Genomic DNA, 14,671 nt, shown 5'->3' with positions numbered 1-14,671 from the left:
CTTAATTGCATAGAGCGTTACTATTTGATAAGTATTTTGTCAAATGGATTGTTGTCCCGAAAGATTCGTTTGAAATAACTTCTACTTCATCCATAAAATTTTCCATGATAGTAAATCCCATTCCGGAACGCTCTAATTCAGGTTTAGTTGTAAAAAGGGGTTGCCTTGCTTCATCTAAATCAAAGATGCCAATCCCTTCATCTCGAATCGTGAGTTTCACCATTGCTTCTTCCAAAATTACAGAAATATAAACAACACCTTCTGCATTTCCTTCGTACCCATGAATAATTGCATTCGTAACTGCTTCTGACACAACTGTTTTAATCTCCGTAAGTTCTTCCATCGTTGGGTCTAGTTGCGCAATGAAAGCAGCTACTGTAACGCGAGCGAACGATTCATTTTGACTTAATGCTGAAAATTGAAGGTTCATTTCATTTCTCATTTATGCCACCCCCAACGTCGCGAGCGCATGCGCTTCACTTTCTTCTAAACGAACAATTTTAAATAAGCCCGACATTTCAAATAAACGTTTAACAGGCGGTGAAATTGCACAAACAACCATTTCTCCACCTAATCCCTTTACATGCTTATATCGGCCTAATATAACACCTAAACCAGAACTATCCATAAACGATAAGTTCTCTAGGCTCAAAACAATATGATGAACACCATGTGTCTCAATCATATCTGTTACTTTCGTTCGCAACTCTTCAGCAGTATGATGATCTAATTCACCCGCTAGTCTCACACATAGGACGTCACGTTTTACTTCTAATTGCATGGAAAGACTCACACGATTTCCTCCTTATGCTCAAACTTTACTCATTTACATACATAAAGATTTTCGTGATACAACATAAGAATCCTTCCTGCTGACAAAAGAAGAACTATTTCGCCATAAAGTGAAACGATTCAGCAATTATTTACTTTCATACGAATAGAAAAGCGGCAAAATATTTGCCGCTATTTTGATGTTGAAAACATCCCAAAACTTCTTTTAAATAACTCCCACCAGCTCGCTGCAGCAACATCTTCTTTTGCTACAATTGTTTGTTTTAATAAAACATCTTTATCTTTTTTAATAACTAGTGTACCGAGCGCGTCACCTTTTTTAATCGGCGCTTTCACTTTCTTTTCAGCAATTACTTCTTGCTTTACTTTGTCCATATTTTCGCCCTTCTTCATAAGAAGAGACACATTGTCTGACGCAACTAAATCTACTTTTTCTTTTTTCCCTTTTCCTACTTGTACAGTCTTAATTTTTTCGCCTCGTGTATACATTTTTTTTGTCATATATTGTCCAAATGCGTAGTCAAGAAGCTTTGTTACTTGGTTGTTCCGTTCTTTCGATGTAGGTGCTCCCATAACAACTGAAATAACACGCATCCCATTCTTTTCAGCCGATGCTGTTAAACAATATTTTGCTTCTGTCGTAAAGCCCGTTTTCACACCATCTACTCCAGGATAAAAACGTACTAACTTATTCGTATTCACGAGCCAAAACTTCTTATCCGTATCTTCACGTAAATAGTCTTCGTATTTACCTGTATATTTGCGAATAAGTGGGTACTTCATCAATTCTTTTGCCATTATAGCCATATCATTTGCTGTGGAATAATGCTCTTTAGCCGGAAGACCTGTTGGATTTTGAAAATGAGTGTTTTTCAGTCCTAAGTCTTTCGCTTTTTTGTTCATCATATTTACAAAACCTTCTTCTGAACCAGCGATATGCTCTGCTACTGCAACAGACGCATCATTTCCAGATGCAATGGCAATACCCTTTAGCATTTCATTTACAGTCATCTCTTCCCCAGGCTCTAAAAAGATTTGTGATCCACCCATTGAAGCCGCATGCTCACTTGCTCTAACTTTATCGGTCAGTTTTAGTTTTCCTTTTTCAACTTGTTCCATAATTAATAGCATTGTCATAATCTTCGTCATACTAGCAGGTGGTAATTTCTCATTTGGATTTTTATCAAACAAAACTTTACCTGTATCTTGTTCAATTACAATTGCTGACGACGCTTGTTCCGCTAACTTCGGCGCTGTTTCTTCTGTTTTCTCCTGCTTCGTCTTCTCAGATTGTGCGAAACTAACTGAAGTACCAGAAAGCAATAACATGAAACAAACAAGTATTCCAAAAACTCGCTTCATGACTAACCCTCCATTCTATATCAGACCTATTTTTTCCAATTTTTTATTTTTTAATACCATATTTTTCTAATATTTTCAGTTGACAAATACATTCACCACCTATATTGTATTAAGTGTATTACATACAGTAGTACACTTAATACAAGTCAGAAAGGAGACATTGCTCTTGCATATTCAACTTGATCCAAGAAGCAACACTCCGATATGGGAACAAATTGTTCAAAATATAAAAGAACTCGTATTGAAGAACATGTTAGCTCCAAGTGACAAACTACCTTCTGTACGCGAACTCGCTTCTTTACTCGTTATAAACCCAAACACAGTGAGTAAAGCGTACCAAGAGTTAGAGCGACAAGGGATTATTGAAACATTAAGAGGAAAAGGAACATTTGTATCCCAATCGATTACCCCAACATTAGACGAAAGGAAAATCGCTATGGTTGAAAAGCAATTTCATCAATTACTATTAGAAGCCTCTTATCTTGGTGTTACGAAAGATAAAATTCATGATTGGATAGATTCATACTATAAAGAGATTGGAGGAAATACGGATGCTGAAAGTGACAAGCTTGAAGAAAACAATTGATAATCAAACGATTTTAGATGATGTTTCTTTCACATTACAAAGAGGAAGTATCATCGGATTACTCGGAAGAAACGGTGCGGGGAAAACAACTTTATTACGAACGATGGTCGGGATTTTAGACCCTGATGCCGGGACTGTTACATATGAAGATACAAACATTCATCAGTGTCCTGAAATAAAGCAAAAAATTGTATATGTCCCTGATTCTACTAACATACTAAACGGATATACGGTAAAAGAAATTGTAAAGTTTTACAAGCAAGTTTATACCGCATTTGATGAAGCGTATTTCTATGAACTGTTAGAACGTTTTAACTTACCAAACAAACGAATTCGTAGCTATTCAAAAGGAATGAAAGCATTGCTTGCCATCATTTTAGCCGTTTCTACAAAAGCAGAATATATCATTTTAGATGAACCGACAAATGGACTTGATCCTATCGTTAAACGGCAGATTCTCCAATTTCTCGTTGGAGAAGTTGCAGAAAAAGAGATTACCATTTTTATCTCAACTCACCATTTAGATGAAGTGGAACAAATTGCGGATACAATTATTATATTAAAAGGCCATACTATATCTTCTATTACATCACTAGACGATGCCAAATCACGATTTGCAAAAATACAAGTAGCTTACGAACGTTCATTACCTCAAAAACTAGAAAACTTAAGCAATATTAAAATATTAAATCAAACAGGTAAAGTATTTACAATCTTAATTGAGGGAAATGTGGCTACAACACTGGAGAAGTTTTATAAAGAACAACCTATACTCATTGAAGAATTAACAATGTCACTTGAAGATGTCTTCGTTACGACACTGGAGGAGGATGGGTATGTTTCATAAGGCGTTGTGGACGTGGAATTGGAAGCGCGGGAAATATGCTGTGTTGCTATTCTTCTTTAGTTCGCTTTACCTTTTATCTTTAGGATACTATAGAAGCGCTCAGATGGAACTCGATAAATATTACGAATTACAAGAAAAAGGGAAACAGTATTATTATTTTTATACCTTTTCTTCAGGAGAAGGTAATAGTTTTTTGTTAACTGTTCTTATCATTGCTTTAGCCTGCTTATTGATAGGATGGGAACGTAGCAACCAATCTAATACACTACTTATGACGATGCCGATTAAAAGAAAACATGTTTTCTTATCTAAATGGGCTTTCGGTTCCTTTTGTATTGTAAGCTCGTTACTTATAAATTGGATTCTTATGTATGTTATTTATAGAACAACCATTCATTTTGATTACCAATCATTCAGTCCGTTTCATCGATACTTTCTTTATGCAATTGTTTCTTATGTTGCAGTCTATACAGCTGCTCTATGTATCGGTACTTTTACTGGAAGCATTGTTTCGCAGGTCATTTTTTGCATTCCATGGCTACTAATGGGGCTTACATTTATTCCACTAGTGTACACTTTTACGCTAAACCATTTAGAGGCTACCAATACTAAAAGTAATAAATTAGATCAACAACTTTATGAATTCAATCAAAAAACAAATATAGTTGCACCAATTTATCGCTTTTCTATTGATTATAACTATCATCCAGAACACCTTGAGAAGGAAAACGATCCAGCTACTTTAAGAAATCCAGTATCTCATAAATATTATTCAGCCAAATCGATGTTTGTCCCTATTCTCTATACGATTTTTTACTTACTACTTGGAACATATTTATATATGCGATCACCAAATGAAAACAGTCAAAAGATATTTATTTTCCAAAAACATTTAAAAATATGGATATGGGGGACAACCATTTACTTTTCACTACTAGGTGGCTATAAAATCAATCAATTTTATTTCTTACCTAACTACTATATCAGTTTGTTTCTCGCTGGAATCATTACTTATGTTGTATTATCACGCCTAACAAATTATAAAGTTTTTTAAAGGAGAGATCCTATGTTTCAAAAAGCACTATGGCTAAGAACATATCAACAAAGTAAATATGTTGTATGGTTATTTTGGCTCGTCAGCTTCTATACTTTGTCATATTACTACTATATGACTTCTATTCAACAGCAACACTTTCTAAATGACAATAAAAAATGGAACTATGTATATCATTATCACTTTGATTTAACACTTCTAGATCCTGTCATGCTGTTAGGTAGCGTACTGATCATTCTAGCTTGTACGTTAATTGGATGGGAAAGACAAAATAACGCTAGCGACTTGTTATGGTCTATGCCCTTTAAGCGTTCACACCTTTATATAACAAAGTGGTTGTTTGGAATCTGTAATATTGCCGCTGTTGTCATTTTAAACTGGGGGCTATTTGCTATTATGAAAAGGTTGACTTTTCATAATAAATATCAAGTATTTTCCCCGTTTCATAGTTACTTTATATATATGTTAATTGTATTAATCGCTATTTATACACTCGCATTATGCGTAGGAACAATAACTGGGAATATTATCTCGCAAGGATTTCTCACTGCCGTTATATTCATCTTCCCATTATTACTTCCACCACTTATATCAGGAGTCATCGCTGTTCACTCGAATGTCGACTTTCATGAGAAGAATGGCCGTATACATGATGTTATGGAAAACATACGTATTTCTGGTCCAGCAGAAGATTTTAATATTAACTTTAATTATGATCCACAAAGCGCTTATACCGATCAAAATGGAGTACGTCATAACGAACCAAACTTTACAAAGATTCCGCCGGCAAAAACATTGATTGCACCTATCGCACATATCATTATTTTATTACCACTCGGTATATATTTATATGCCCGTTCAGTCAATGAGCGAAATGGTAACTACTTATTATATCCAAAACTGCAAAAAGTAGTATTGACTTGTGCAATTTTCTTTGGTGGGACCATTGGAGGTTTAATGTTAAGTGGCGCGCAGTCATTGCCTAGCTTTTACATCGGATTTTTAGTTACTAGTTTAATTATGTATTTCTTCCTGCCAAAAATATTAAAATGGAAGTTTACTTGGAATATTAACTAAATTCAACATAATCACATGTTGGGCATTGGAGGAATAACATGTTTTATAAGGCTTTATGGTTACATCATTACAAGCAAAGTAAGTACATTCTTTTACTTCTTTGCTTGTAGTAGTTTTTGGTTTTTACCTATTAGCTATTTTAATGATTTACAGATTCAACTAACAAGTCTTTCAGCAAACCAAGATAACTATTTCAGCTATAGTTTAAATGGGGATACTCTTATCATCCCCTTCATTCCAACTTTCATATTACTCGCTTGTTCATTAATAAGTTGGGAAAAACGAAATCAAACAGATCATCTGTTATTCGCAATGCCATTCACGAGAAAAGAACTTTTTCTTTCTAAATGGCTGTTCGGGACAATTGTAATTATATTCATAATGAGCCTTAATATCATCTTAATGTATTTTATCCTAACGGTTAATCTGTTTAACCAATATCAATCCTTCGGGCCAATACTTACATTATTATGTTATGTTACCATTACATGGATTGCGATTTTTACAATAGCAATTTTTATAGGAACAATTGCTGGTAATGTCATTTCACATAGTATATTAAGCTTAGTTTTTATTATATTACCATCTGGACTAAGTATGTTGCTGTTTCATTTCACTTGGATTCACACAAATATATCTACAACTGAATTTTTCCTTAAGAAGGCGAATTACACATCATATGTAGAGAACATTGAAGTTTTTGCACCTACTAATAATACTTATATATCTTATACATTTAATCCAAAAGTAAAAGAAGTAAACATTAATAATCTAAAAGAATCCGTTACGGTGCAACACCAATTCCAGCCCATCCGGAAACTTATCACTCCGATTCTATATATTCTTTTTCTTTTACCATTAGGAGTATTTTTCTATAATCGGACAAAAAATGAAAATAACGGTAAACTATTATTATTCACTAAACTACAACGTCTATTTATACCGTGTGTCACGATATGTTTCGCACTATTAGGAGGCTGGTTAACAGGTGAAAAAAATGATCCAATATTAAGTTATTACGCTGGATTCCTAATAATAGGAGTATTTAGCTATGTAGTACTTAACTATTCCATAAATAAAAAATTTTTACTTCGCACGAAATAACCTCCTTCAAAAGGAGGTTATTTCACATTCTCTCTTCTTTTCCCATACTCTTTTTCTTGCTTCGTTCCAAATCCATCACCATTTGCCACGATTTGATCTGTTGGAGCAACTATGCTTTCAGCAATTCTCCATTCTCCCCCTTGTTGAATAAACACTTGCATAAAATAATTCATGCCATTTAACTGATATGGATTTTCCTTTTTCACTTCATAACGTGCTGCAACATAATACACTTGCACATTCTCAGCCTCAAACTTAGAAATATATTGTGATAATCTAGGGATGTACTGTGATGCTTTCTGAAGTGGAAGCTGTTTTACTTTTATAAGAGAAGACTTTGTCACATTGCTTATCGTATCTTCATGCCGAATGTTATCACTATGATGAAATAAAATAGCATTCTGCATTGAACGGATCCATAGCTTTGAATATAAAACAGGTTGCTTATTTGAAATATGTTGTAATTCTTTTTGAACGACTTGAAGAGGCGTAGCCGCATCCGCGAACTGATTAAAGCAGAAAAAACTTCCAATCATAATGAAAAGCGTACAAATACGTTTCATAATTTTTCACTCCGATTCTTTTTAATTAAAGTATTGGAGTTTCAAAATATTTTTATTCAAAAGAAAAAGGATAGGAAAGCTTTCGCTTCCTATCCTCATTTATTATAATACGCGGCCAAATAAATCTAAAACCATTTCGATTTCTTGGTCGCTCCAACCTTTAAATCTCTCTTTATAATATTCTTTACGCACAGCTTCAAGTTTTTCAGTTACTTCTCTTCCGTGTTCTGTAATTTCTAGGTACACGATACGACGGTCTGAATTTGAACGCTTTCTTTCTACAAACCCTTTTCGTACGAGACGATCAGTAACAGCTGTAATATGACTGGAGGTTACGTTTACTTCACTCGCAATTTGCGAAGCCATCTGTGGACTGTTTAAAAATAACGCGCGTAATACAGAAAATTCATTGTATGGCATATGTTCTGCAAAACGTGTATTAATATCATTTTGTAATAAACGTATCATCTTTCGGAATGATCCGGATAACTCTAAAATCAGTGTTTCTCTTTTTTCGTTCACTAGCCTCGTCCCTTTTTTATCATATTTACACATATTATAATCTATAAATACCTATGTTGTATATGCTTTCTTCCCTCAACATTCTCATTTATGTAACTTTTTTCATATAAATTTCTTTTTTGTTCACACATATACATATAAATAAGGATGGTGATGGAAGATGCAAGGTGGAATGAATCCTTATTTACACAACGTACGCACAGCTAATACTGGTAAAGAAGCGACTATTACTGTACAAGGTGAAGGTGTTGTCAAAGCAAAACCCAATGTTGTTATATTAACGATTGGTATTCGTACAGATCATAAAAATGTAAAACAGGCACAAGAAGAGAATGCAGTGCAATCAAAACAATTATTGGATGCACTAAAACAACTAGGTATTGCCGACAAAAATATAGAAACCATTTCATATACAATTACGCCCCAGTACGAATATGTAAATGATAAAGCATTATTACAAGGATATCGTGTGGAACATTTGTATGAAATTACCGTTTTAAATGTACAAAAAGCAGGGGAAGTATATGATATAGCCGTTTCAAATGGAGCAAACTTAGCAAAAGGGTTACGTTTTCGAATATCTCATCCAAATAAATATTATGAGCAAGCTCTCATTCAAGCTCTGCAACAAGCGGTAGAAAAAGCTCGTGCTATTGCGAGTACATACAATTTAAACATTAATCCTGTTCCACTCTCATTCGTTGAAGAATCTGCCCAATTACCACGGGAAGTGACGTCCTATGCTACTTTACATGCGCAAGCAGCTCCGCCCATTCAATCAGGAGAATTAGAAATCATTTCAACAATACGAGCGATTTTTACGTATTTATAAATAATTTCTTTTATAAGTAAACGTTATCATTTTCCTTGTTGTAAAAACATGATGTTCTGATATAATAAAGGACGGTGAGCTCTTACGAAAGAGATATCACGGGTGGGAGAGGGATATGAAAAAGAAGGTTTAACATGAAAGGAATACTTGAAAGAACATTTAAATTAGGTTTACACGAAACATCACCAAAACAAGAAGTTTTAGCTGGAGTTACGTCATTTTTCACGATCGTATATATTATGATTGTAAATGCATCAATTTTATCGGATGCTGGCATTCCTCTTGAAGCTGGAATTTTAGCAACTGTTTTCAGTTCATTTGTCGGATGTCTGCTCATGGCATTTTGGGCAAATGCACCTGCTATTCTTGTCCCTGGTATGGGCGTAAATGCATTCTTCACGTACACTGCTGTGCATACGCTCGGATTAGCTTGGCAGGAAGCATTAGCAGCTGTCTTCATCTCTGGTATTATTTTTGCAATTGCTGCGTTTACACCAATCGCTCGCGTGCTTTCAGTATCGATTCCAAAGTCATTAAAGGAAGCTATTACTGTCGGCATCGGATTATTTTTAGCATTTATCGGATTGCAAAAAGGTGGTTTAGTCGTTTCGAATCCAAATACTGCTGTTGCAATGGGTAAATTAAGTAACCCTGTCGTTCTTGCGACACTACTTACTCTTATCGTTGCACTTGTACTATTTATTCGTAACGTACGTGGAAACTTTTTATGGACGATTGCAATAGGAACTGGTATTGCATGGCTATTTGGTCTTGTTGATACAAGTCAAATCGGAAATAGTTCATTCTCATTCGCTAATTACGGCGATGTGTTTGGAGCTATGTCATTTGGCAAACTTTCTTCCTTACCGTTTTGGATTGCAACATTCTCCTTAAGCATGGTGCTTATTTTTGAGAACATGGGACTTCTGCACGGTTTATTAGAAGATGACCGTAAATTCCCACGTGCTTACCAAGCCAATGCAATTTCAGCAATGACATGTGGTCTATTTGGCACAAGCCCTACTGTATCAACAGTAGAAAGTGCCGCAGGTATTACTGCAGGTGGAAAGACAGGTCTGACGTCTATCGTTACAGGGTTGTTATTCTTTGCATCACTGTTTGTACTTCCGTTTGTGAAACTAATTCCTGATAGTGCCATTGCACCAATATTAATTATTATTGGCGGCCTGATGATTACAAGCATTCAACAAATTCCTCTGAACGATTTTTCAGAAGGATTTCCAGCGTTCTTAATTATCGTCATGATCCCGCTCACATATAGTATCGCTGATGGCATTGCGTTCGGATTTATTGCTTATCCTATCTTAAAAATTGCTCTTGGAAAGCGTAAAGAAGTCGCACCGTCTATGTATATCGTTACATGCTTATTCTTAGCCATGTTTGTATTACATGCTATTGGTTAAGTAAAAACACCGAGGAATTTTCCTCGGTGTTTTTACTTAAACCACCCTTTTTTATAAAACCAAGCCATCATCCCACCGCCAATTAGCGCCATTAGAAGTAGACAAATAAAATAACTATATTGTCCACCAAGCTCTGGCATATGCGTAAAGTTCATTCCGTATACTCCCGCAATAAATGTTAATGGCATGAAAATAGTCGAGAATACAGTTAATGTTTTCATAATGTTATTCATATGATGTGAGTTTAATGAAAAATAGCTATCCCGAATATCTGCCGTTAACTCGCGGCTTGCCTCAATCATTTCTGTTAGTTTAAGCAAATGGTCATGTATATCTTTAAAGTAAATCTCATGATCACTTATACCGTAAAAACGAGTCGAATTTAAAATACGATACAATAAATCACGCATCGGAATGATTGTGCGCCTTAGCTTCGATAAATCTGCACGTATATCAAATACTTCTTCTAATACACTTCCTGCTGTCTCACCCGTTAAATTATCATCAATTGCATTTAAATGATCCTCAATGTAATATACAGGCGCAAAATAGTCATCTACAATTTGGTCGATAATTGTATGAGCTACGTGTAAAGGACTATTTTTAATACGCTTCTTTTCTCCAAGTGTTTTCCATACTCTTTCGATTGCATTGTTATGAGAAAAGTGGAAAGAAACAATAAAACGATCACTAATAAATAAATCGATCTCGTGCGGTTCTAATCCATCCTCACCAAATGCATGAAGAACTAAAAAGTTATATCCATCATAAAAATCAACTTTTGGCCTCTGTACATATTCTATACAGTCTTCAATTGCAAGGGGATGGAACTTAAAATGATCTTGCAAAATGTATGTATACTCTTCTTTCGTTGGCTTATATAAATCTAGCCAATACCATACAATATGGTCTTTCGTTGTTTCTTCTAGCGAAACATCATATAATACTTCATCTGTTTTTGTTATTGCACAAATTCTAATCATAATTTCACCCATTATTATTATAAACAAAAAATAGCAAAAAAAGCCAAGGAGAAATACTCCTTGGCCCTTTTTTATTATTCAGTAACGATGCCGTGCACTAATGTTGGTGCATCTACATGTTCGTTAGCAATCTTCATGTTCTCATAAATTTTTGCTTTTACATCTTCCACATTTTCACGGTTTGCGTAAATTGTAACAAGGGATTCACCTTTTTTCACGCTGTCCCCTACTTTTTTGCGAAGCATTAAGCCAACTGCTAAATCAATTTCAGATTCCTTCGTCGCACGTCCTGCTCCTAAAAGCATTGCTGCTGTTCCGATTTCATCTGCAACGATTTCTGATACATAACCGTCTTCCTTCGCTTCTACTTCAATTTTAAACTGTGCTTGTGGTAATTTAGAAGGATCATCAACAACAGAAGCATCGCCGCCTTGCGCTGATAAGAACGTTTTAAATGATTCTAGCGCTTTACCGTTGTTCATTACTTCAATTAATTTCTCACGTGCATCTTCTAAAGATGAAGCTTGTCCAGCAAGGTATACCATTTGACTTCCAAGTGTTAAACATAACTCTTCTAAATCTTTCGGCCCCTTACCTTGTAATGTATCAATTGCTTCTTGTACTTCAAGTGCGTTACCAATCGCCTCACCAAGTGGTTGACTCATATCAGAAATAACAGCCATCGTATTACGACCAACGTTATTACCAATGCGCACCATTGCTTCTGCTAAACGTCTTGCATCTTCATCTGTTTTCATAAATGCACCTGCTCCAGTTTTTACATCAAGAACAATTGCATCTGCACCAGCAGCAATTTTTTTACTCATAATCGAGCTTGCAATAAGCGGAATTGAGTTTACTGTTGCCGTTACATCACGAAGTGCATATAACTTTTTATCGGCAGGTGTTAAGTTTCCACTTTGACCAATAACTGCGATTTTGTTTTCATTTACAAGTCGCATGAATTCATCATTTTCGATTTCAACATGGAATCCTGGAACTGCTTCTAATTTATCAATTGTACCACCAGTATGTCCTAACCCACGTCCAGACATTTTTGCAACCGGTACACCTAAAGCGGCTACTAATGGACCTAACACAAGTGTTGTTGTATCACCAACACCACCTGTTGAGTGCTTATCTACTTTTACCCCTTCAATAGCTGATAAGTCGATTGTATCACCGCTATTTACCATTGCCATCGTTAAATCAGCACGTTCTTGATCGTTCATATCTTGGAAGAAAATTGCCATTGCAAGTGAACTTACTTGATAATCAGGAATATCACCATTCGTATATCCTTCAACAATAAAGTTAATTTCTTCTGTCGTTAATGCATGTCCGTCACGTTTTTTTGCAATTAGGTCCACCATTCTCATTGTGAGGTCACCCCTTCATTTGTTTTACGATTGCTTTTACTAATGCTAAGAAGTTAGCTTTAACACGTTCTGTCGTTTCAATTACTTCATCGTGGTGAAGTGGCTGATCTAAAATACCAGCTGCCATATTTGAAATACAAGAAATACCAAGTACTTTCATACCAGCATGACGCGCTACAATTACTTCTGGTACTGTAGACATACCAACTGCATCTCCGCCAAGTGTACGAAGCATACGAATTTCAGCAGGTGTTTCATATACAGGACCTGTCATTCCAACGTATACACCTTCTTGTACTTTAATATTTAAGTCCGCTGCAACTTGTTTCGCCATTTCACGAAGTTCTGGTGTATATGATGTAGACATATCAGGGAAACGCACACCCATTTCAGAATCATTCGGTCCGATTAATGGATTTGTACCCATGAAGTTAATGTGATCTGAAATTAACATAAGATCGCCTGGCTCAAATGATGTATTTACACCACCAGCTGCATTTGTTACAACAACTGTTTCTACACCTAGTTCTTTCATAACACGAACTGGGAATGTTACTTTTTGCATGTCGTATCCTTCATAGAAGTGGAAACGTCCTTGCATTGCTACTACTGTTACACCTTGAAGTGTACCGAATACTAGTTGACCTGCATGACCTTCTACAGTTGATACTGGGAATTCAGGGATTTCACTGTAAGGTACTGTTACTGCGTTCTCGATTTCATCTGCTAATACACCTAGTCCAGATCCAAGGATTAGTCCTACTTGTGGCGTTTCTTGAAATTTCTCTTTTAAGTATGAAGCTGATTTTGTAATAAGTTCACGATTCATTTGTTTATCCCCCTATTTCTTTAGCTCGTTTAAGAAGCTTGTTCCGTGTTCTGGCATTTTCACGCCGAAGTTTTCTGCTACCGTTGCACCAATATCAGCAAATGTTTGACGAATTGATAATTCTTGTCCGCCATCTTTCATGCTTGGGCTATATGCTAATAACGGTACATATTCACGTGTATGATCAGTACCGTGGTGAACTGGATCATTACCGTGGTCTGCTGTAATTAATAATAAATCATCTTCTTTTAGTTTTTCGAATACTTCTGGAAGACGTGCATCATAGTCTTGCAGTGCTTCTCCATATCCTTGTGGATCACGGCGGTGACCGAATAATGCATCAAAGTCAACTAAGTTTAAGAAGCTAAGACCTGTAAAGTCCATGTTTAATGTATCTACAAGCTTATCCATTCCATCCATGTTAGACTTCGTACGAAGTGATTCAGTTACACCTTCACCATCATATATGTCAGAGATTTTACCGATAGCAATAACATCGTAGTCACTATCTTTTAATTCATTCATTACCGTACGGCCGAATGGTTTTAACGCATAATCATGACGGTTTGGTGTACGAGTGAATTTCCCTGGTTCTCCAACGAATGGACGAGCGATAACACGACCTACCATGTACTTCTCATCTAACGTTAATTCACGTGCAATTTTACAAATTTTATATAACTCTTCAAGTGGCACTACTTCTTCGTGTGCTGCGATTTGTAATACGCTATCAGCAGAAGTGTAAACGATTAAAGATCCTGTTTCCATTTGTTCTTGACCAAGTTCATCAAGAATCTCAGTTCCAGAAGCTGGTTTATTACCGATAATTTTACGACCTGTTTTTTCTTCTAATTCATCAAGTAATTCTTTTGGGAATCCTTCAGGGAACACTTGGAATGGTGTATCAATGTAAAGACCCATGATTTCCCAGTGTCCTGTCATTGTATCTTTACCAGTAGATTTCTCTTGCATTTTTGTATAATATCCAAGCGGTTTTTCTACTTTAGAGATACCTTTCATTTCACGAATGTTACCAAGACCTAACTTCACCATATTTGGCATTTGTAATCCATTCATATGTTCAGCAATGTGACCAATTGTGTCAGAACCTAAATCACCAAATTGCTCAGCATCCGGTGCTTCGCCGATTCCTACAGAGTCCATTACGACTAGGAATATACGTTTATATTTATTCATAACTGCGACCTCCTATAAGTTCAGTTCTACTTCTTGTAGTATGTTCAAAACGCTATAAAGTGAAACTGTTCTCCATAAGAATTCTCTTTCGTTCTCATTGTCAAACAGTACTTCTTTAAT

15 protein-coding genes and 1 pseudogene are annotated in these 14,671 nt (G+C 35.7%); 7 read left to right on the top strand and 9 right to left on the bottom strand.

Annotation, left to right across the window (positions count from 1 at the left end):
* Nucleotide 1 precedes the first annotated feature (1 nt).
* The 3 genes from spoIIAB to dacF all read right to left on the bottom strand — a co-directional run bounded on the left by spoIIAB (nt 2) and on the right by dacF (nt 2,154).
* Nucleotides 2-442 (bottom strand): anti-sigma F factor, encoded by a 441-nt coding sequence (spoIIAB, locus tag MNO09_RS09420; RefSeq protein ID WP_001243399.1) that lies wholly within the window; start codon nt 440-442, stop codon nt 2-4.
* A complete protein-coding gene (gene spoIIAA, locus MNO09_RS09415) occupies nt 443-793 on the bottom strand; it encodes an anti-sigma F factor antagonist (RefSeq protein ID WP_000059133.1) in 351 nt (116 codons plus the stop codon). It lies immediately after the preceding gene.
* A gap of 170 nt (nt 794-963) precedes the next feature.
* Entirely contained in the window at nt 964-2,154 is a 1,191-nt protein-coding gene (gene dacF, locus MNO09_RS09410; RefSeq protein ID WP_000831989.1) for a serine-type D-Ala-D-Ala carboxypeptidase DacF, read from the bottom strand.
* Nucleotides 2,155-2,320: 166 nt separating this feature from the next.
* Between dacF and MNO09_RS09405 the strand changes: the two genes are divergently transcribed.
* The 5 genes and pseudogenes from MNO09_RS09405 (at nt 2,321) to MNO09_RS09385 (ending at nt 6,822) form a co-directional block, all read left to right on the top strand.
* Nucleotides 2,321-2,740, top strand: coding sequence for a GntR family transcriptional regulator (locus MNO09_RS09405; RefSeq protein ID WP_000548040.1), 420 nt, complete (start codon nt 2,321-2,323; stop codon nt 2,738-2,740).
* Complete coding sequence (locus tag MNO09_RS09400; protein WP_000922145.1) at nt 2,706-3,587, top strand: ABC transporter ATP-binding protein; 882 nt, start codon at nt 2,706-2,708, stop codon at nt 3,585-3,587. The genes MNO09_RS09405 and MNO09_RS09400 overlap by 35 nt, the downstream gene beginning before the upstream one ends.
* Nucleotides 3,577-4,641, top strand: coding sequence for an ABC transporter permease (locus MNO09_RS09395; protein ID WP_000468561.1), 1,065 nt, complete (start codon nt 3,577-3,579; stop codon nt 4,639-4,641). The genes MNO09_RS09400 and MNO09_RS09395 overlap by 11 nt, the downstream gene beginning before the upstream one ends.
* Nucleotides 4,642-4,653: 12 nt before the next feature.
* Nucleotides 4,654-5,718, top strand: coding sequence for an ABC transporter permease subunit (locus MNO09_RS09390; RefSeq protein ID WP_000486554.1), 1,065 nt, complete (start codon nt 4,654-4,656; stop codon nt 5,716-5,718).
* 38 nt (nt 5,719-5,756) lie between these two features.
* Nucleotides 5,757-6,822, top strand: a pseudogene (locus MNO09_RS09385) (ABC transporter permease).
* A 17-nt stretch (nt 6,823-6,839) separates the two neighbouring features.
* Here MNO09_RS09385 and MNO09_RS09380 read toward each other — a convergent pair.
* A complete protein-coding gene (locus MNO09_RS09380) occupies nt 6,840-7,385 on the bottom strand; it encodes a hypothetical protein (RefSeq protein WP_000820923.1) in 546 nt (181 codons plus the stop codon).
* Between the two features lie 102 nt (nt 7,386-7,487).
* Nucleotides 7,488-7,907: a MarR family winged helix-turn-helix transcriptional regulator gene (locus MNO09_RS09375; protein WP_001003312.1), complete on the bottom strand. Its 420-nt coding sequence runs from the start codon at nt 7,905-7,907 to the stop codon at nt 7,488-7,490.
* Nucleotides 7,908-8,067: 160 nt separating this feature from the next.
* Between MNO09_RS09375 and MNO09_RS09370 the strand changes: the two genes are divergently transcribed.
* Nucleotides 8,068-8,739, top strand: coding sequence for an SIMPL domain-containing protein (locus MNO09_RS09370; protein ID WP_001161444.1), 672 nt, complete (start codon nt 8,068-8,070; stop codon nt 8,737-8,739).
* A 134-nt stretch (nt 8,740-8,873) separates the two neighbouring features.
* Complete coding sequence (locus MNO09_RS09365; protein WP_000676235.1) at nt 8,874-10,163, top strand: NCS2 family permease; 1,290 nt, start codon at nt 8,874-8,876, stop codon at nt 10,161-10,163.
* Nucleotides 10,164-10,195: 32 nt separating this feature from the next.
* Here MNO09_RS09365 and corA read toward each other — a convergent pair whose 3' ends face one another.
* The 4 genes from corA to deoB form a co-directional block, all read right to left on the bottom strand.
* The gene (gene corA / locus MNO09_RS09360; RefSeq protein ID WP_002008459.1) at nt 10,196-11,158 is read right to left on the bottom strand and encodes a magnesium/cobalt transporter CorA; all 963 of its coding nucleotides are present in this window, start codon (nt 11,156-11,158) and stop codon (nt 10,196-10,198) included.
* Nucleotides 11,159-11,220: 62 nt separating this feature from the next.
* Complete coding sequence (locus MNO09_RS09355) at nt 11,221-12,525, bottom strand: pyrimidine-nucleoside phosphorylase (RefSeq protein ID WP_088107355.1); 1,305 nt, start codon at nt 12,523-12,525, stop codon at nt 11,221-11,223.
* 7 nt (nt 12,526-12,532) lie between these two features.
* Entirely contained in the window at nt 12,533-13,354 is an 822-nt protein-coding gene (locus MNO09_RS09350) for a purine-nucleoside phosphorylase (protein WP_001078443.1), read from the bottom strand.
* 12 nt (nt 13,355-13,366) lie between these two features.
* Nucleotides 13,367-14,551 (bottom strand): phosphopentomutase, encoded by a 1,185-nt coding sequence (gene deoB, locus MNO09_RS09345; protein WP_001046085.1) that lies wholly within the window; start codon nt 14,549-14,551, stop codon nt 13,367-13,369.
* Nucleotides 14,552-14,671 lie beyond the last annotated feature (120 nt).

This window comes from Bacillus sp. N5-665 (assembly GCF_022637375.2).
Taxonomy (GTDB): Bacteria; Bacillota; Bacilli; order Bacillales; family Bacillaceae_G; genus Bacillus_A; species Bacillus_A wiedmannii.
The sequence above is the reverse complement of the archived record's forward strand: the minus strand, read 5'-3'. Positions and strand labels throughout refer to the sequence as shown.